The 18,293-nt window shown below is 74.5% G+C and carries 20 protein-coding genes; 12 read left to right on the plus strand and 8 right to left on the minus strand.

Annotation, left to right across the window (positions count from 1 at the left end; genetic code table 11):
* The first annotated feature begins 57 nt into the window (after window positions 1-57).
* Window positions 58-1,803 (plus strand): AMP-binding protein, encoded by a 1,746-nt coding sequence (locus amrb99_RS34765; RefSeq protein WP_241756201.1) that lies wholly within the window; start codon window positions 58-60, stop codon window positions 1,801-1,803.
* Here the strand turns inward: amrb99_RS34765 and amrb99_RS34770 are convergent.
* Entirely contained in the window at window positions 1,775-2,701 is a 927-nt protein-coding gene (locus tag amrb99_RS34770; RefSeq protein ID WP_190864279.1) for a TIGR03564 family F420-dependent LLM class oxidoreductase, read from the minus strand. The genes amrb99_RS34765 and amrb99_RS34770 overlap by 29 nt on opposite strands.
* Window positions 2,702-2,795: 94 nt before the next feature.
* Here amrb99_RS34770 and amrb99_RS34775 point away from each other — a divergent pair, with 94 nt between their 5' ends.
* Complete coding sequence (locus amrb99_RS34775; RefSeq protein ID WP_190864281.1) at window positions 2,796-3,323, plus strand: TetR family transcriptional regulator; 528 nt, start codon at window positions 2,796-2,798, stop codon at window positions 3,321-3,323.
* 98 nt (window positions 3,324-3,421) lie between these two features.
* Complete coding sequence (locus amrb99_RS34780) at window positions 3,422-4,519, plus strand: hypothetical protein (RefSeq protein ID WP_190864283.1); 1,098 nt, start codon at window positions 3,422-3,424, stop codon at window positions 4,517-4,519.
* Here the strand turns inward: amrb99_RS34780 and amrb99_RS34785 are convergent.
* A complete protein-coding gene (locus amrb99_RS34785; RefSeq protein ID WP_190864285.1) occupies window positions 4,513-6,459 on the minus strand; it encodes a hypothetical protein in 1,947 nt (648 codons plus the stop codon). The two genes, amrb99_RS34780 and amrb99_RS34785, sit on opposite strands and share 7 nt — an antisense overlap.
* Window positions 6,460-6,561: 102 nt before the next feature.
* Here amrb99_RS34785 and amrb99_RS34790 point away from each other — a divergent pair, with 102 nt between their 5' ends.
* From amrb99_RS34790 to amrb99_RS34800, 3 genes are read left to right on the plus strand one after another with little or no spacing between them, the layout of a single operon-like run.
* A complete protein-coding gene (locus amrb99_RS34790) occupies window positions 6,562-7,233 on the plus strand; it encodes a response regulator transcription factor (RefSeq protein WP_190864287.1) in 672 nt (223 codons plus the stop codon).
* On the plus strand, window positions 7,230-8,717 hold the full coding sequence (locus tag amrb99_RS34795; protein ID WP_190864288.1) for an ATP-binding protein: 1,488 nt from the start codon (window positions 7,230-7,232) through the stop codon (window positions 8,715-8,717). The genes amrb99_RS34790 and amrb99_RS34795 overlap by 4 nt, the downstream gene beginning before the upstream one ends.
* A gap of 7 nt (window positions 8,718-8,724) precedes the next feature.
* On the plus strand, window positions 8,725-9,243 hold the full coding sequence (locus tag amrb99_RS34800) for a hypothetical protein (protein WP_190864290.1): 519 nt from the start codon (window positions 8,725-8,727) through the stop codon (window positions 9,241-9,243).
* On the opposite strand, the gene amrb99_RS34805 is transcribed toward amrb99_RS34800, so the two are convergent.
* On the minus strand, window positions 9,244-9,960 hold the full coding sequence (locus amrb99_RS34805) for a metal-dependent hydrolase (protein ID WP_190864292.1): 717 nt from the start codon (window positions 9,958-9,960) through the stop codon (window positions 9,244-9,246).
* 166 nt (window positions 9,961-10,126) lie between these two features.
* On the minus strand, window positions 10,127-10,477 hold the full coding sequence (locus tag amrb99_RS34810; protein WP_190864294.1) for a helix-turn-helix domain-containing protein: 351 nt from the start codon (window positions 10,475-10,477) through the stop codon (window positions 10,127-10,129).
* A gap of 45 nt (window positions 10,478-10,522) precedes the next feature.
* Here amrb99_RS34810 and amrb99_RS34815 point away from each other — a divergent pair, with 45 nt between their 5' ends.
* Complete coding sequence (locus amrb99_RS34815; protein ID WP_241756202.1) at window positions 10,523-11,191, plus strand: NAD(P)H-binding protein; 669 nt, start codon at window positions 10,523-10,525, stop codon at window positions 11,189-11,191.
* Between the two features lie 72 nt (window positions 11,192-11,263).
* Here the strand turns inward: amrb99_RS34815 and amrb99_RS34820 are convergent, their stop codons facing one another.
* The 3 genes from amrb99_RS34820 to map form a co-directional block, all read right to left on the minus strand.
* Window positions 11,264-12,313 (minus strand): DNA polymerase ligase N-terminal domain-containing protein, encoded by a 1,050-nt coding sequence (locus amrb99_RS34820; protein ID WP_190864296.1) that lies wholly within the window; start codon window positions 12,311-12,313, stop codon window positions 11,264-11,266.
* Between the two features lie 72 nt (window positions 12,314-12,385).
* Window positions 12,386-13,075 (minus strand): helix-hairpin-helix domain-containing protein, encoded by a 690-nt coding sequence (locus amrb99_RS34825; protein WP_190864298.1) that lies wholly within the window; start codon window positions 13,073-13,075, stop codon window positions 12,386-12,388.
* Between the two features lie 58 nt (window positions 13,076-13,133).
* A complete protein-coding gene (gene map, locus amrb99_RS34830; protein ID WP_190864300.1) occupies window positions 13,134-13,985 on the minus strand; it encodes a type I methionyl aminopeptidase in 852 nt (283 codons plus the stop codon).
* A gap of 69 nt (window positions 13,986-14,054) precedes the next feature.
* Between map and amrb99_RS34835 the strand changes: the two genes are divergently transcribed.
* On the plus strand, window positions 14,055-14,234 hold the full coding sequence (locus amrb99_RS34835; protein WP_190864302.1) for a hypothetical protein: 180 nt from the start codon (window positions 14,055-14,057) through the stop codon (window positions 14,232-14,234).
* 7 nt (window positions 14,235-14,241) lie between these two features.
* On the opposite strand, the gene amrb99_RS34840 is transcribed toward amrb99_RS34835, so the two are convergent.
* Entirely contained in the window at window positions 14,242-14,829 is a 588-nt protein-coding gene (locus tag amrb99_RS34840; RefSeq protein ID WP_190864304.1) for a hypothetical protein, read from the minus strand.
* Window positions 14,830-14,929: 100 nt separating this feature from the next.
* Here amrb99_RS34840 and npdG point away from each other — a divergent pair, with 100 nt between their 5' ends.
* The 4 genes from npdG to amrb99_RS34860 all read left to right on the plus strand — a co-directional run bounded on the left by npdG (window position 14,930) and on the right by amrb99_RS34860 (window position 18,242).
* A complete protein-coding gene (npdG, locus tag amrb99_RS34845) occupies window positions 14,930-15,625 on the plus strand; it encodes an NADPH-dependent F420 reductase (RefSeq protein ID WP_190864306.1) in 696 nt (231 codons plus the stop codon).
* A 277-nt stretch (window positions 15,626-15,902) separates the two neighbouring features.
* On the plus strand, window positions 15,903-16,916 hold the full coding sequence (locus amrb99_RS34850; protein WP_190864308.1) for an ABC transporter permease subunit: 1,014 nt from the start codon (window positions 15,903-15,905) through the stop codon (window positions 16,914-16,916).
* 122 nt (window positions 16,917-17,038) lie between these two features.
* On the plus strand, window positions 17,039-17,500 hold the full coding sequence (locus amrb99_RS34855) for a hypothetical protein (RefSeq protein WP_190864310.1): 462 nt from the start codon (window positions 17,039-17,041) through the stop codon (window positions 17,498-17,500).
* Between the two features lie 10 nt (window positions 17,501-17,510).
* On the plus strand, window positions 17,511-18,242 hold the full coding sequence (locus amrb99_RS34860; RefSeq protein ID WP_190864312.1) for a hypothetical protein: 732 nt from the start codon (window positions 17,511-17,513) through the stop codon (window positions 18,240-18,242).
* Window positions 18,243-18,293: the final 51 nt, after the last annotated feature.

Here is an 18,293-nt window from a genome sequence, read left to right on the forward strand (position 1 = left end):
GACCCGCCGCACAGGGGCGCCCGGTCCCTCTCCTAGAGTTGTGAACGCGATTCTAGAATGAGCCTCTGGAAAGGGACGACGATGGGCGCGACGTCTTCCGAGACCACCCCGCACTGGTTCGCCGGTGTGCCGCATTCGCTCGACTACCCGGACGTCCCGGTCGGCGCGATCCTCGCGGGCGCCGCGCGGCGCTGGGGCGAGAGGACGGCCCTGCACCACGCCGGGCGCGACCTGTCCTTCACCGGGCTGGCGCGCGCGTCCGCCCGGTTCGCGCACGGCCTGATCGAGCGGGGCGTCGGCCGCGGCGACGTCGTCGCGCTGCACCTGCCGAACATCCCGCAGTTCGCGATCGCCTACTACGGGACGCTGCTGGCGGGCGCCACGTTCTCCCCGTGCAACCCGCTGCTGCCGCCGGACGAGCTGGCCTTCCAGCTCGCCGACTGCGGCGCGGCGGTGGTCGTCACCCTCGACCTGCTCGCCGGGCCGGTCGCGCAGGTCCTCGACCGGACGAGGGTCGGCACGGTGGTGGTCGCGGGCTCGGGCGGCGGCCCGGCGGACGTGGCCGGCCTGTGCGACGGCGCGTTCGCCGGCCGCGGCGTGGCGTTCGAGGAGGTCGGCGAGGGCCGCCCGGAGGAGTTCCCCGAGGTCGCGATCGACCCCCGCCGCGATCTGGCGCACATCGCGTACACCGGCGGGACGACCGGCCGCTCCAAGGGCGTCATGCTCCCGCACCGCAACGTCGTGGTGAACACGCTGCAGTTCGCCTGCTCCGGGACGGGGTCGGTGCCCGAGCCCGACGGCCACGGCGGGCTGACGCTCCGCTCGACCGCTCCGGAGGGGGAGTACCCGACGCCGCTCGGCGAGGGCGTCATCGTCAGCGTCGCGCCCTGGTTCCACGCGATGGGCACGGTCGGCTACCTGAACTCCCAGTTCATGACCGGGACGACGATCGTGAGCCACCCGCGCCTGGACGTCCCGGCGTTCCTGGCCGACATGGAGCGGTTCCGCGCCACCGCGCTCGGCGGCGCGCCCGCGATGTTCGCCGCGCTGCTGGCCCACCCGTCGTTCGCGGAGCGCGACCTGTCGTCGGTGCGCGGCGTCCGGTCGGGCGCCGCGCCGCTGTCGCACGAGATGATCGCGCGGCTGCGCGCCGCCTTCCCGGACGCGGTGGTCGTCGAGGCGTACGGGCTCAGCGAGGTGACGATGGGCGCGACCGCGAACCCGACGCACCGGTCGGGGGTGCGCAAGACCGGTACCGTCGGCGTCCCGGTCCCGGACGTCCGGGTGAAGATCGTCGCGGCGGACGCCCCGTCCGTGGACGAGGCGACCCCCGCGCTGCCGCCCGGCGCGGAGGGCGAGGTGTGCGTGCACGGCCCGCAGGTCATGACCGGCTACCTGAACCGGCCGGAGGAGACCGCGGCGGTGCTCAGCCCCGACGGCTGGCTGCGCACGGGCGACGTCGGCGTGCTCGACGAGGACGGCTACCTGTCCATCGTCGACCGCAAGAAGGACATGCTGCTCTACAACGGCTACAACGTGTACCCCCGCGAGCTGGAGGAGAAGCTGCTCGCCCACCCCGCCGTCGCGGGCGCCGCCGTGGTCGGCCGCCCCGACCCGAAGGCGGGGGAGCTGCCGACCGCGTTCGTCGTCCGCTCCGGCGAGGTGACCGCGGACGAGCTGCTGGAGCACGTCAACGCCGCCGTCGTGCACTACAAGAGGCTCCGCGAGGTCCGGTTCGTGGACGAGATCCCGGTGTCCGCGGCCGGCAAGGTCCTCAAGCGGGAGTTGCGCGCGTCGCTGTGACGGGCGGCCGGCGCAGCGTCGCGGCGAGCTCCAGCACGGGCGCCGCGTCGCCGCGCGGGCTGATCAGCAGGTCGGTCGCGCCGGCGTCGGCGAAGCGGCGCAGCTCCCGCTCCACGGTCGCCTCGTCGCCGGCGACGACCGTCTCGTGCACGCCGGACAGCCCCTGCCGGTCGAGGATCGCCCGGTAGCCGGGGAACTGCGACGCGGCCGCGAACTGCTCGGCGAGCCGGTTCCGGACGCCGTCGGGGTCGGTGGTGAGCGCGACGACGACGCCGGCCAGCACGCGCGGCGCGGGGCGCCCGGCGGCCTCGGCGGCCCGGGTGATCGAGGGCACGATGTGGTCGGCGATCGCGGCGGCGCCGGTCCAGGTCGTCACGGTCCCGTCGGCGAGCTCGCCGGCGACCCGGAGCATCGCCGGGCCGAGCGCGGAGACGATCACCGGCGGCGGGGTCGCGCCGGGCGCGTCCACCGTGCCCACCGCGGTCAGCGTCTCGCCGCGGTACTCGACGTCCTCGCCGCGCAGCAGCGGGCGCAGCGCCGACAGGTACTCGCGGACGTGCCGCGCGGGCCGCTCGTAGGCGATGCCGTGCCCGCCCTCGATGACCGGCGGGTGGCTCGGCCCGATCCCGAGCGTGAAGCGCCCGCCCGCCATCGCCTGCGCGGTGAGGGCCTGGCTCGCCAGGGCGAGGGGGTGCCGCGGCCAGGTCGGGACGACCGCGGTGCCGACCTCCAGGCCGGGCGTCTCCCGCCCGGCGAGGGCGGCGGCCATGAGGCCGTCCCACGAGGGGACATGGCCGAAGAAGACGCTGTCGAGCCCCGCGTCGCGCGCCAGGCGGGCCTGGGCGACGACGTCGTCCAGCGGCGCCCCCGCGGCGAGGGCGAACATTCCGATGCGCATGGACCGCTCCTAACCTGAACCTGATGTTCCGCTTCTGCTTACGGGGACAGAGTAACCTGAACCCGATGTTCCGCTTGACCGGAGGAGGAGACGGGTGCGAGCCGACGCCCGGCGCAACCGCGAGCGCATCGTCGCGTCCGCGCTGGACCTGTTCGCCGCGCGGGGATGCGCGGTGAGCATGGACGACATCGCGCGCGCGGCCGGCCTCGGCGTGGGCACGCTGTACCGGCACTTCCCGGACCGGCGCGCCCTCGTCGAGGAGATCGCCGTGTCCGCGCTGGTCCGGTTCCGCGACCGGATCGCCGAGGTCCGGGAGCGGGACGTGTCGCGCTGGGACGTCCTGGCGCTGGCCGTGGAGCACTGCGCCGGCGAGCCGTTCGCGCTGATCAAGTCGCTCGCCGGGGACGGCCCCGCGCCGCCCGAGCGGCTGGAGATCCAGGCGGAGGTGGATTCCCTGCTGGAGAAGCTGGCCGCCGAGGCGCAGGAGGAGGGCGCGGTCCGCAGCGACATCGGCCCGGCGGAGGTGGTCGAGATCATCAGCATGGCCGTCTGCCGCCCCGGCGCCCGCGCCGGCGACCCCGTCACCCGCGTCGTGCTGGACGGCCTGCGCGCCCGCCCGTGACCGGCGCGCGCCGGATCCTCAATCGCCGCTTACGTCTCATTTACCTGCGAGTAGCTACAAAAGAGACAACAGATGCAAGAGGCGACGATCGGGGGATCATGGACGCTTCGACCCTGTCCGAACTGCGCAAACCCCGCCCCTACCCGGCCGTCTCGGTGCTGATGCCGACGCACCGGTCCGCGCCCGGCAACCGGCAGGACCCGATCCGGCTCCGCAACCTGCTCGCCGAGGCCCGCCGCCGGCTGCACGACGACGTCCGGGTGACCGGCGGCACCGCCGACCACGTGGTGCACGCGCTGGAGCGGGCCGCCGCCGAGATCGACCTGCGGCACGCCTCCGACGGCCTAGTGCTGTTCGCGGCGCCCGACGGCGAGCACCACGCGTTCACGATCTCCCAGCCGGTGGACGAGCGCGTCGTCGTCGACACCGGGTTCGCCACCCGCGACCTCGTCGCCGCCTACACCCGCTCGCCCCGCTACTGGCTGCTGTCGCTGTCGGACCAGTGCACCCGGCTCTGGAGCGGGCAGGGCGAGGACCTCGCCGAGCACACCCGCGACGGGTTCCCCATTGTCCCCGAGCCCGCCGAGGAGATCGACGCGGGCAAGATGGCCCGGCGCAGCGCCCGCGACAGCGAGGAGGAACCGCACCGGCGGGCCGCCCGCGACGTCGTCGCCGCCCTTGACCGCGTCCTCGCCCGCGACCGCCGCCCCGTCATCGTCGCCGGCGTCACCCGCCACCAGGCCTTCTTCGACGAGGCCGCAGGTTCGCACATCCGGCCCGCCGGGCGCGTCGACGGCAGCTACGAGGGCGCCGCGCCGAGCACCCTCATCGAGGCGGCCCGTCCCGCCCTGCACGCCTACGAGGACCTCCGGGAGGTCGGGGTGCTCGCCGAGCTGGAGGCGGCGCGCAGCATCCAGCGCTACGCCGGCGGGCTCCCCGAGGTCGCCCGGCTGGTCGAGGAGGGCCGCGGCGAGCACCTCGTCGTCGAGCGCGGCTACTACGCGCCCGCCGTGCGGACCGGCGGCGAGCTCGTCCCGGTCGACGGCATGCCGGGCGTCCTCAAGGGCGCGGACGTCGTCGACGACGTCGTGGACGACGTGATCGAGACGGCCCTGGAGTACGGCGGCGAGGTGACGTTCGTCTCCGACGGCTTCCTGGTCGACCACGGCCGCATCGCGCTGGTGACCCGCTACTGATCGCAGGACGGGTCGTGCCACGCGACCCAGCGGATCGACCACGACCGGTTCGCGTGCGGCACCCAGCCCGCCGGATGCGCGGGCCACGACGCGTCCGGGGACGTCCCGTCCGGCGCCTGCACCAGGACCGTGCACACGCCGGACGCGGGGGCGTCGCGGCGGACGTCGATGCGGCCGATCCTCGTCCACCACACCGGATGAACGAGCATGGTCCGGACCTCCCATCCGACCGACGCGTCCGCGACGACGCCGCCCTTCGGCGCGCCGGGCAGCGGCGGCGCGGGCCGGACGCGGTCCGGGTGCGTCCCGAACAGGAAGGCGAGCGCGGCCAGGTTCGTCACCGCCAGGGCGCACGCGGCCACGGCCGCGCCCGCCCGGGGGACGCGGCCCAGCGCGAGGAATCCGCACAGCAGGCCGAGTGCGGCGAGCGAGGCGGCCATCAGGTGCAGCGCGCCGCGGTCGCCGGTCAGGAACGACGTCTCGGGGAAGTCGAACCCGATGAACTTGTAGGTGTGCAGCCGGTCGCCCGCGTAGAGGCGCACCCATAGCCCCGCCGCGCCGACGATGACGGCGGCGGCCGCCACCAGGCCCATCGCCCTGCGCAGGCCCGCGCGCAGCAGCGCCGCCGCGCCCGCCAGCGCGTACACCAGCGCCACGCATGACAGGTACCGTCCGTACGCGTAGTTGCCCACGCGATGCTCGTCGGGGAGCGCGGCGGACGACGCGTAGGCGATCGCGAACGTCACGGTGAGCAGCACGCCCGCCATGACGCGGTCCGCCGGAAGCGACCGGCGGCGCAGCAGCACGGCGGCGACGGCCGCCAGGCCGACCCCGCCGAGCCCCCACGTGGAGACGGCCAGGTACCAGACCTGCCCGGCCGCCCCGGACAGCGCCCACCCCTGCCCGGCGCCCGTGGTGAACCGCTCCCCGAGGTTCCCCGCGAGGTCGCGCACCCCGCCCGGGTACAGCTCGGCGCGCACGTGCCCGTTGACGGCCGCCGCCACGGCGTACCCGGCCGCGGCCACCGCGAGCCCTCCGGCTCCAGCGGCGACGGCGGTCCCGCGCCTGCGGACGGCGCCGGTGACCGTGAGCGCCGCCAGCGTCACGACATGGACGGCGAGCACGACCTCGCCGCGGCTGTGCACCGCCGCCGCGAACGCCGCGACCACCCCGGCCGCCCCCGCGTCCCGAGCCGCCGGGAACCACCCCCGCGAAGGCCCGCTTTCGGGCTCGGCCTGATCACCATGAGCCAGCCCGTGGCCCCGACCACGCGACGACCCGAACCGTCGCGATCGCGAGCGAAGCCAGGTTCGAGCCTGCGAGAACCTGATCGCGGAGCGAGCCCCCAGGCGAGTCGGAGCGATGCGGCGATCGCACGCATCGCCCGTTGAAGGAAGGCCCTCCAGGGCCTGACGCCAAGGGCGCTGCAATAGACACAGCCATGCGAGGACGATCGTGGGCAGGACGGCGTCGGCGAGGACGAACTCGCCGAAGAACGTGGTGGCGGGCAGCAGCGCGGCGCCCCAGGCGAGGGGGAGCGCGGTGCGGCGGGACAGGCGGAACCGGCGGGCGGCGACGTACCCGAGGGGGAACAGGGCCGCGCCGACGACCGCGTTGATCGCGAGGGCGATCGTGTAGACGGTGACCGGGTCGTGCGAGAACCAGTAGGCGGGGACGAGGAGTGCCGGGTATCCGCCCTGGTAGAAGGTGTTCCCGGACATGTCGCCGCCGTGCCCGCCGGACAGCAGGCGCGCGGCGAGCAGGTAGCCGGTCTCGTCGGGGTTGGCGACCGGACCCGTGCGCGCGCGGGCGAACCACAGCCGGACGCAGACCTGCGCGGCGAAACCGGCGGCGAGCAGCCACGGCACGGCAGGGTGGCGCCGTGCGCGCGGGGGAGCGTCCGGCGCGGGCCGCAGGACCGGAACGATCTGGAGCGTCATGGGCCCCACCGTCCGGGCGGGACGTCACCGTCCCGTCGGCGGAATGTCCGGATCCTGTGACATGAGTGGGGCGGAGTGACCGGCGAGCCCAATAATGTCGGGGTGGCGAGCATTCTCTTCGTGGAGGACGATCCGTCGGCGCGGACCGCGCTGGAGCTGGCGCTGACCCGCCAGGGGCACCGCGTGACCTCCCGCGCCACCGGCGAGGACGGCCTGGAGGCGCTGCGGGCCCGCCGCCCGGAGATCGCGATCCTGGACGTGATGCTGCCCGGCATCGACGGGATCGAGGTGTGCCGGCGGATCCGCCGCGGCGACCCGCTACCGGTGATCCTGCTCACCGCGCGCGGCGACGACCTGGACGTCGTCCTCGGCCTGGAGGCCGGCGCCGACGACTACGTGGTGAAGCCGGTCGAGCCGCGGGTGCTGGACGCGCGGATCCGGGCGGTGCTGCGCCGCGCCGAGACCCGCGCCGACATCTCCGCCTACGGCGACCTCGTCATCGACCGCGCGTCGCTGAAGGTCACCAAGGCGGGGACCGACGTCCGGCTCACCCCGACGGAGCTGCGGCTGCTGCTGGAGCTGTCCCGGCGGCCCGGCCAGGCGCTGACCCGCCAGCACCTGCTGGCCGAGGTGTGGGAGCACACCTACCCGGGCGACTCGCGGCTGGTCGACGCCTGCGTGCAGCGGGTCCGCGCCAAGATCGAGGACGAGCCGGGGGAGCCGCGGCTGATCGAGACGGTGCGCGGCTTCGGCTACCGGTTCACCGCGCCGTGACGCCGCTGCGCCGGTTCACCGGGCTGCGGGTCCGGCTCGTCGCGGCGTTCACGGTGGTGGCGCTGCTGGCGTCGGTGCTCGCGTCCGGCATCTCGTACGTCCTGCTGCGGCGGGTGATGCTGCAGCGGACGCAGGACGCGGTGCTCACCCAGATCCGCGACACGCTGGCCCAGCAGATCCCGGAGCAGATGCCGCCCGACACCGAGCCGCTGATCGCCGACCAGGTGGAGCAGACGCTGGCCGCTCCCGGGCGCGCGGTGGTCGCGGTGCCGGTGCCGCTCGACGGGAGCGCCCCCCAGCCGCCGCCCGGCGCGCTGGACGTGCCGGTCAGCCCGGAGTTCGCGCGCCGGGCGATGCGCGGCATGGTCTTCCAGCGGATCGTGGTCAAGTCCCGTCCCGGCCTGGAGGGCCATCCCTACCTGCTGGTCGGCGCCCGCGCGACCGGCTACGCCACGACGGTCGACGAGCCGCAGCGGACGACGCCGCCGATGGTGTTCACGTCGGTGAGCCTGTCCCGGGAGGCGGCGGACCTGCGCTCGCTCACCCGGGCGCTCATCGTCGCCGACGCCGCCGCGCTGCTCGCGGCGCTGCTGCTCGCCCTCCTCGCGACCCGCGGGGTGCTGCGGCCGGTGCGCCGGCTCGGCGCGGCCGCCCGCGCGCTCGGCGACGGGCGGCTCGCGACGCGGGTCCGGGTGCGCGGGCACGACGAGCTCGCCGATCTCGCCCGCACCTACAACCACGCCGCCGCCGCGCTGGAGCGGACCGTGACGGAGCTGCGCGCGATGGAGGCGGCGTCCCGCCGGTTCGTCGCCGACGTCTCGCACGAGCTGCGCACGCCGCTGACCTCGATGATCGCGATGACCGACGTGCTGGCGGAGGAGGCGGGGGACGACGGCGGCGCGGCGCGGCTGGTCGCGGAGGAGACCCGCCGGCTCGGCGGGCTGGTCGAGCACCTGATCGAGATCAGCCGGTTCGACGCGGGCGCCGCCGCGCTCGTCCTGGACGACGTGAACGTGGCGGAGGCGGTCGCCGGCACGCTGTCGGCGCGCGGCTGGCCGGGCCGGGTGGTGGTGGAGGGGCCGGCGGACCTGTTCGTCCGGGCGGACCCGCGGCGGCTCGACGTCATCGTGGCGAACCTCGTCGGCAACGCGCTGAAGCACGGCGGCCCGCCGGTCGCGCTGCGCTTCGGGCCGGACGGGAGCGGCGGCGAGCCGGGCGTGGCGATCACCGTCGCCGACGGCGGCCCCGGGATCCCGGACGACCTGCTCCCCGTGGTCTTCGACCGGTTCGTGAAGGCGGAGGCGGCCCGCTCCCGCAGCGAGGGCAGCGGCCTCGGGCTGTCGATCGCGAAGGAGAACGCCGTCCTGCACGGAGGGACGCTGGAGGCCGCCAACGGGCCGGACGGGGGAGCGGTGTTCACGCTGTGGCTGCCGGCCCGGCACGCCGGCGAGGAGGACCCGGACGAGTGCGGGGAGGACGGATGAGGAAGCGATGAGGAAGCGATGGCGCCGGGCGGTCCGGGCGCTCGCCGCGGCCGCCGCCGTGGCGGGGGCCGTCGTGTCGGCGGGCTGCGGCGTCCGGCCGACGGGCGTGCTCAGCGCGGGCAGCATGCCGGTCGCCGACGGGCGGGCCTCCACCATCACCGTCTACCTGGTGAAGGGCGGCGGCATCCGCCCGATGGTCCGTCCCGGGCTGCCGGGCCACCCGTACCTGGCGATCGCGCAGCTCGGCGTCCCGGTCACCTCGGTGGAGGGGAGGGTCGGCCTGTACAGCGAGGTGCGCGTCCCGCTGGAGGGCCGGATCGTCGACGATCCCTCCGTCCTGATCGTCGACATCCAGGAGGGCCTGCCGCACCGGCGGGTGAAGTGGTCGCGCGTCGCGCTGGGCCAGATCGCCTGCACCGCCGCGGCCATTCCCGGGATCGAGCAGGTGAAGCTCTGGAGCGGGCCGGACCCCGACGAGTACGGATGGGGGTTCGTCGACTGCGCCGACTTCGCCGACCTGCGCTGATCAGCCCTTGGTGAGCCAGCGGGTGGCGACGTCGCCGAGCACCGACCGGATCGCCAGGATCGCGATGCCGAGCATCAGCACCGGCCCGACGACCCAGTGCTCGACCTTGCCGTTCGTGCGGGGGACCAGCGGCATCTCGATCCGCCAGGGCAGCGGCCAGAACACCGGGCAGCCGCGCGGTGTCAGGCAGTCCCCGGCCACGTGCGCCAGGCAGCCGAGGGTGACCGCGAACCCGACGAAGCTCATGTCGATCTTGTGCATCAGCCAGACGGCGATCAGCGCCAGCGCGCAGTCGGCCAGCGCGGACTGCGGCTCGCGGCCCTCGAAGTCGAGGCCGACGCCGCGCAGCCCCAGCCCGACGATCATGAACAGGCAGGCCCACCACGCGTACACGTAGTGGGTGGCGAGGGTGTCCATCGCCCAGCCGATGCCGACCGCGAACAGGATCGAGTGGGTGGCGTGCCGGTGCCCGCCCGACAGCTTCCCGATCCACTTGCACATGTGGTGGGTGATGGGCCCGTAGGTGTTGGCGATGCGCCCGTTGTGGTGGTCGATGTCGGGCAGGATCGCCGCGCCCGCGCACACCACCGCGCCCGCCGCGACCTGCTCGGGCGACAGCGACACCGCGTGCTCGCCGAGCAGGCTCTCCTGGCCGAGCACCGGCACCGCGGCCAGCCATGCCAGCGCGCCGCTCAGCGCGTGCGTCTTCCCCATCATGGGCAGTTCCCCCGCTTTCCGCGCACCGTCCGCCGCCCGGTTCAGGGCGGGACTCTAGCCCGCTACTGATCGTTTTCAGCGGCGGCGCGCCGAAGCGGATGCCACGTCCCTTTGATGCGGATAGCGGCGCCGCGGTTCCACGGCGGCGCCGGCGCGGGGGAGACGTTCAGTCGTCGTGGGCGGCGCGGGCGGCGACGACGGCCTCGACGTTCTCCTCGGCCCACTCGGTGATCGCCTGGATCGGCTTGTGCAGCGACAGGCCCAGCGGGGTGAGCGCGTACTCGACGCGGGGCGGGACCTCGGCGAACACGTGCCGGGTGACCAGGCCGTCGCGTTCCATCGTGCGCAGCGTCTGGGTAAGGACCTTGGGGGTGACGCCGCCGATCAGGCGGCGCAGCTCGGTGAAGCGGCGCGGTCCGTCGGTGAGGCTCAGCACGACCAGCACCGACCACTTGTCGCCGATCCGGTCGAGGATGAGCCGGGTCGGGCACTCGGGGTCGAACGCGTCGCCTCTCATGGTTTCCAGAGGGTACCAATAGCACGTTGAAGTAACCAGTATCCGATGGATACCTTCACGTGCGGCACGGACACGGAGGAGGACGACGACATGAAGATCCTGCTGATCGGCGCGACCGGGATGATCGGCCGGCGGGTGGCGGACGAGGCGCGCCGCCGCGGCCACGAGGTCACCGGCGTGACCCGCAGCGGCGCCGAGGGCACCGCGAAGGCGGACGCGCACGACGCCGACGCGATCGCCGCGCTGGCGGAGGGCCACGACGCGGTCGTGCTGGCCGTCTCGCCGCCCCGCGACGGCTCCGAGCCGGAGGGGCCGCTGCTCTCCGCCGGGCGCGGCGCCCTGGAGGGGACGCGCAAGGCCGGCGTCCGGCGCATCGTCGTCGTCGGCGGCGCCGGCAGCCTGGAGGCCGCGCCCGGCCTCCGGCACGTCGACGAGCCGGGCTTCCCCGAGATGTACAAGGCGGAGTCCCTCGCGCAGGCGGCGCTGCTCGACCTCGTCCGCGCCGAGGCCGGCGGCCTGGACTGGACCTACATCTCGCCCGCGCAGGTGATCGAGCCCGGCGAGCGCACCGGCGTGTTCCGCCTCGGCGGCGACCAGCTGCTCCGCGACGCCTCCGGCGACAGCCGCATCAGCGCGGAGGACTACGCCGTCGCGCTCGTCGACGAGCTGGAGAACGGCGACGCGATCGGCCGCCGCATCACCGTCGCCTACTGAGCCGCGGCCGTCGCCTGGTGAGCCGCGGCGTCGCCTACTGGGCCGCGGCCGTCGCGCACCGGGCGCGGGCGGTCAGCGCTTCCGCGAGGGCGCCTCGATCAGGCGCCAGGCGCCGGACTCCTCGCCCGGCTCGTACGGGGAGTCCAGCCGCTTCGCGAGGACGCCGGGCAGGCCCTGGTCGGCCGCGGTCTCCCGCACCGCGGCGCCGTCGCCCGGGTACCACGGCGCCGTCTGCCAGGCCGGGCCCGACAGGTCCAGCCCGTCCAGCCTGGCGCGGCGCTCGCGGTACGGGACGTCCAGCAGCGGCCGGCCGTCCAGGTGCGGCACGTCGAAGATCATGTAGGTCTCGCGGCCGTCCAGCACGGCCAGCTCGCCGTCCAGCACCGCCGGGCGGGCGCCGAGCCGCCCGCCGAGCCGCGAGCCGAGCCCGGCGGGGCCGTCCACGGGGCGGCCCCGGCCGTCGGTGAACCGCGTCCGGCCGCCCTCCACGTACGCCAGCAGCCGCCGGCCGCCCCACGCGAACTCGAACCCCCACGCCTCCTGGTCGCGCGGCAGCCGGGCCCTGCGGACCGGCCGCATCGGGCGCAGCGCCTCCGGCAGCGGCTCGGCGTCCGGGTCCGCCGGCGGGTCCATCCGGTGGATCATCCAGTTCTTGCCGCGCGTCTTGAACAGCACGTACCGGCCCGACACCCGCGAGCCGTGGATGACGACCTTCACCTCGCGCTCGGACCACTTCTCCGTCTCGTACGTCCCGCGGTCCCAGATCGTCACCTTGCCGCCGCCGTACTCGTCCCGCGGGATGTCGCCCTCGAACGTCGCGTACTCCAGCGGATGGTCCTCGGTGTGGACGGCCAGGTGGTTCGTCTTCGGGCTCCACGGCAGGCCCTTCGGCACGGCCCAGGAGACCAGCACGCCGTCCCGCTCGAACCGCAGGTCCCAGTGCAGGCTGGAGGCGTGGTGCTCCTGGACGACGAACGTGTCGTCGTCGCCGTGCGGGAGCGCCTTCTCCTCGGGGACGGGCTCGGGCGTCTTGCGGGGGTCGCGTCTGCCGCGGTATTCGGCGAGCCGGTCGCCGCCGTTCCGCGCGTCCTTCTTGCCCTTCTTGCCCTTCTTCTCCGTCACGCCCGCCACATACCCGCGATCAGCGGATCGAGACGGCCCCGCCGGCGGACGGGGACGGGGACGGGGACGGTGCTAGCGGATGAAGACGGCGTAGTCGGCGAGGTCGCCGGTCAGCTGCGGCGGCAGGGCCGCCACCGCCGACATCTCCTCGGCGGACACGAACCCGCCGGTCTCCGCCCGCACCCGCTCGATCTTGGCCGCCAGCTCCGGGGTGATGCCGGGCAGCAGCGTCAGCGCCTCCGCAGGGGCGTGGTTGACGTCGATCAGGCCGCCGTCCTGGTACTGGCGCGGCAGGTCGGGGCGGCCGATCCGCAGCTCCTTGGCGAGCCCCGGGTCGCTCGCGGCCAGGTCCCGCGCCTTCTCGCGCAGCAGCCGCTGGCGCCGCACCCGCTCCACGACGGCCTCGTTGTCGATGCCCGCCAGCCCGTGCGGGTCGAACACCCGGCGCCGGATGAGGAACGCGTGCCCGCACCCCACCACCGCGAGGACGAACAGCAGCACCCCCACCGCCTGCTGCGTGCCGTCCTCCTTGCCGATGTCCGGCAGCAGGTACAGCATCAGCGCGAAGATGCCGATGTAGACCGCCGACGACACCAGCAGGTGCGCGCTGCGCCGCCACAGCGCCGCCGCCGCGAACGTGAAGGGCGTCGCGTACCCGAGCGTCAGGAACGGCAGCGCCGCCCACGTCACGCTCAGCGCGGCCCGCCCGGGAGGCATGCTGTCGGACGGAACCCTCGGCTCGTACGGCGCTGGCGCGTTCATCAGGCGCATTCTCCCGGCCGGGTCGCTGGATGAAGGGGACGCTAGGTCGACGAAGGGGTCACGGGAGGGTGAGGATCTCGTGGCCGTCCTCGGTCACCAGCAGGGTGTGCTCGAACTGCGCGGTGCGCTTGCGGTCCTTGGTGACGACGGTCCAGCCGTCGTCCCAGATGTCGTAGTCGTGGCTGCCGAGGGTCAGCATCGGCTCGACGGTGAACGTCATGCCCGGCTCGATGACCGTCGTGGCGTTCGGGTCGTCGTAGTGCGGGACGACCAGCCCCGAGTGGAACGTGGTGCCGATGCCGTGCCCGGTGAAGTCGCGGACGACCCCGTACCCGAACCGCTTGGCGTAGGACTCGATGACCCGCCCGATCACGTTCAGCGCGCGCCCCGGCTTGACCGCCCTGATGCCCCGCATCGTCGCCTCGCGGGTGCGCTCCACCAGCAGCCGCGACTCCTCGTCCACGTCGCCGCACAGGAACGTCGCGTCGGTGTCGCCGTGCACGCCGTCGATGAACGCGGTGATGTCGACGTTGACGATGTCGCCGTCCCGCAGCACGGTGTCGTCGGGGATGCCGTGGCAGATCACCTCGTTGATCGAGGTGCACAGCGACTTCGGGAACCCCCGGTAGCCGAGGGTGGACGGGTAGGCCCCGTGGTCGAGCATGAACTCGTGCCCGATGCGGTCCAGCTCGTCGGTGGTGACGCCCGGCCGGACGTGCTTGCCGACCTCCTCCAGCGCCTGCGCCGCGATCTTGCCCGCGACCCGCATCCGCGCGATGATCTCGGGTGTCTTGACGTCCGGCTCGCCGGTCTTCGGGCGCTTCTTCCCCACGTACTCCGGCCGCGGGATCTGTGCCGGGACCTTCCGCATGGGAGAGACGTTGCCGGGACGGAGAAGCTGGGTCGTCATAGTGATGGAGTGTAGTCAGCGGGATCGCGGCAACGAATCCCGCGCGAGCCGTGATCGGAGGGAGCACCGATGGCCGGTGACGACGGTGACTGGTGGTTCTGCTTGAAGCACATGAAGGTCGAGCACGGGCCCGGCTGCCCGGACAAGGACCGGATGGGCCCGTACCCGGACGAGGGCGCCGCCGCCGGGGCGCTGGCGCTGGCCCGCGAGCGCAACGAGGCGTGGCGCAAGGACGACGGAGAGGACTAGCGGCGGGCTAGTCGACCGTCGGGCCTGTCACCGCCTCGAGCAGCCTGGCGAGGCGGTGCCGCAGGCCGCGGGCGCCGCGCGCCGGCTCCTGGCCCGCGGCGGCGCTCACCAGGTGCTGCGCGCCGTCGAACGACAGCAGCGCCTCGTCCGCCGGGACGGTCAGCGCCTCGTGCGCCAGGCCCTCCAGCTCGCGGTCGCCGCCGTCCAGCGCGAGGATCGTGGCGCCGACGCGGCGCGCGTCGTCGACCCGTTCCAGCAGGGGGACGGGCGCCTCGTCCTCGGCGACGACGAACAGCGTCTCGCCGCGGCGCGCCTCCTCCAGCCGCGACAGCCCGATGCTCAGGTGCGGCGGCGCGTCCGGGGGCGGCGACCAGCGCACCAGGGTGGGCGCGAGGCCAGGGGCGTCGCCGAGCCGCGACTCGTCGTCCAGGTGCGCGGCGAGGTGCCACGGGTCGCCGCCGGGCGTGCCGACCAGCAGCAGCCCGCCGGGGGTGCGGGAGGTGACCCGCAGGGCGCGTCCGAAGTCCTGGGTGCGCTCCAGCCAGCCGGTGGCGGACAGCACCTCGCGCAACATCACGATCTGCTCGGCGTCCACCGGTCCATGGTGCCGCACGGGACGCCGGCGGCACGCCGGTTTCCCCGAGCCGGGAGGGCGACGCGAAGCGGCCGGAAGGCCGCCTGGCAGACTCGGCGGCATGACTGAGCAGCAGCAGAGGACTCCCTACGACCTCCCCGACGTCAGCGGCCTGACCATCGGCATCCTCGGCGGCACCGGGGACCAGGGCAAGGGCCTGGCGCGCCGGTTCGCGCTGGCCGGCCACCGCGTGGTCATCGGGTCGCGGAAGGCGGAGCGCGCGCAGCAGGCCGCCGACGACCTGGGCGCGGACCTGCCCGTGTCGGGCGCGGAGAACGAGGCCGCCGCGAGCGGCGCGGACGTGGTGGTCGTCGCGGTGCCGTGGGAGGGGCACAAGGCGCTGCTGGAGTCGCTGCGCGAGGCGCTCGCCGGCAAGATCGTCGTGGACTGCGTGAACCCGCTGGGCTTCGAGAAGGGCAAGGGCGCGTTCGCGCTGCCGGTCGAGGAGGGCAGCGCCGCCGAGCAGGCCGCCGCCGTGCTGACCGGCAGCCGGGTCGTCGCGGCCTTCCACCACGTGTCCGCCAGGCTGCTGCTCGACCCCGAGGTGGACGAGATGGAGTTGGACGTCCTCGTCCTCGGCAACGACCGCGAGGCGACGGACCTGGTGCAGGCGCTCGCCGGGCGCATCCCCGGCATGCGCGGCGTCTACGGCGGACGGCTGCACAACGCCGGGCAGGTCGAGGCGTTCACCGCGAACCTCATCTCGATGAACCGCCGCTACAAGGCGCACGCGGGGCTCCGCATCACCGACGTCTGACGGGCGCCCGGAGCGGAGCGCCGGCGGAGCGCCGGGCGTCGTTCCGTTCGCGCCGGGCTCGCTTCCGGGCGCCGGGGAGCGAGCCCCCGCGTGAGCACGCGCGATGACATTTCCGGCCAACGCCCCGGCGTTTTCTTGGGGACTTCGGACCAAGCCCCCGGCGGGACCGCGCGGTTAGTGTGCCGGTGACGGGCCGCCGAGGGACCGGCCCTCGTGACCACGCGCGCCGGTCGGGCGACGGCCGGGACCGTCCGGCGGGCCGACGGGGTGGAAGACCGTGCTCGCTTACATCGTCCGGCGCCTCATGAGCGCCGCCGTCATGCTGCTGCTGGTCACCCTGGTGACGTTCGGCACGTTCTTCTGGCTGCCGAAGCTGGCGGGGCAGACCACCGACCAGATCGCCGCGTCCTACGCCGGGCGGGCCTCGACCGTCCAGGCGATCGAGGCGACCAAGCAGCGGCTCGGCCTCGACCAGCCGGTCCTCGTCCAGTACTGGCACTACCTGAAGGCGATCGCGGTCGGCCGGGACTACGACGCGGGCCCGGTCACCGACCACTGCCCGGCGCCGTGCCTCGGTTACTCGTTCCGCAGCAGCCAGCCGGTACTCGGGACGCTCCTCGACCGCGCGCCCGCGACCGCGTCGCTGGCGGTGGGCGCCGCGTTCCTCTGGCTGGCCGGCGGCATCGTCACCGGCGTCGTGTCGGCGCTGCGCAAGGGCTCGTTATGGGACCGCGTGACGATGATCGTCGCGCTCGGCGGGGTGTCGCTGCCGATCTACTTCACCGGCCTGGTCTCGCTCGCCCTGTTCTCCTACACCTGGCGGATCCTCCCGGGAGGCGGCAGCTACCGGCCGCTGACCTCCGACCCGGGGATGTGGTTCCAGGCGCTGGTGCTGCCCTGGGTGACGCTCGCGTTCCTCTACGCGGCCATGTACGCGCGGCTCACCAGGGCGGGGATGCTCGAGACGATGAGCGAGGACTTCATCCGCACCGCCCGCGTCAAGGGGCTGCCGGAGGCGGTCGTCGTCACCAAGCACGCGCTGCGGGCCTGCATGACGCCGATCGTCACCGTGTTCGGCCTCGACCTCGGCCTCCTGCTGGGCGGGGCGGTGCTGACCGAGAACACCTTCAGCATCCCCGGCCTCGGCGAGCTCGCGATCACGTCCATCCAGAGCGGCGACCTGCCGATGGTCCTCGGCGTCACGCTGATCACCGCGGTCTCGGTCGTGGTCTTCAACCTGGTCGTCGACCTGCTCTACGCCGTCATCGACCCGCGGGTGAGGCTCGGCTGACGGCCCCGGGCGGCGGTGCGGGCGCGGCCGCCGGGGGATCGGCGTGGCGCGTTCCGGCCAGGAAGGCGACAATGGCGGGAGCGGTAGCCGACCGCGGCGCGTCCAAGTGCTGACGTTGGGGCATGGACGAGACGGGCGGGCGCGGCGCACGGCGGCGCCCGCCGTGGGCGATCTGGCGGCGGTCCCGCCGCGCCGGCTCCGGCGCCGCCTATGATCGGCATGCGACAGGGCAGGTGAAGATGAGGCAGATCCGGTCCGCGGACCCGTGGAGCACGTTCCTGGCCCCTCCGGGCCGGGCCGCCGGGTCCGGGGCGCCCGCGGGGCCGGCCGCGCCGGACGCCCCGGAGGCGCCGCACGCGCGCGGTGACGCGGGCGAGGCGGGCGAGGCCGGCGGCGGCGACGTCTACGGCCGGGTGCTCGACCACCTGCGGGCGGCGGGCGGGCCGCTGTCGCTCGCGGAGATCCGGCACGCGACCGGGCTCGGGCTGCTGGAGGTGGCGGGCGCCGTGGAGCGGCTGCGCGACCGGGGGCTGGTCTCGATCGAGCGGGAGATCGACGAGGTCGTCCGGCTGACCGGGCGGTGATCGGGACCGGATGGCCGGATATCTCGTCGCGGTCTCGCTGAGCTGCCTGGTCGGCGTCGCCGAGCTGGTCAGCCGCTACCGGGACCGCCCCACCACGCTGGTCCGGGTGCCGAGCACCTGGGCGTACGTGCTGATCAACGGGGGAGCGGGCGCCGGGTCGCTGCTGCTCCTGCACACCTTCGGCTGGCGGTTCGGGGTGGCGTCGCCGGACGTCGCCGCGGCGACGCAGGTGCTGGTCGCGAGCCTCGGCTCGATGATGGTGTTCCGCAGTGCCGTGTTCACCGTCCGGGTGGGGGACGAGGACGTCGCGGTCGGGCCGAGCACGCTGCTGACCTCGCTGCTCGCCGCCGCGGACCGGGGCGTCGACCGGATGCAGGCGAAGACGCGCGCGCAGGAGGCGGGGGAGATCATGCGCGGGGTCTCGTTCGCCAAGTCGAAGCTGGCGCTGCCGACGTACTGCCTCGGCCTGCTGCAGAACGTCTCCGCCGAGGACCAGGCGGACCTGCGCACCGCCGTGGACGCGCTCGCGGGCAGCGAGATGACCGACGGGCAGATGGCCCTCAACCTGGGGCTGCTGCTGATGAACGTGGCGGGCCCGGACGTGCTGCGCTCCGCCGTCGACACGCTGCGGGACGAGATCATGGCGGCCGGGCAGCCGCCCGTCCCGGCGCCGCGCAACGGCCAGGCCGGCGAGGCGCGGGCCGGCGGCGGCGAGCTGGTCCGCTCCAACCCGGACCAGTAGCCGCCGCCGGGGACGCGGCCTGACGACCTAACGGCCTAGCGGCTCGGCGCC

Origin of the sequence: Actinomadura sp. RB99 (genome assembly GCF_014706005.1) — a bacterium.
Classification (GTDB): Bacteria; Actinomycetota; Actinomycetes; order Streptosporangiales; family Streptosporangiaceae; genus Spirillospora.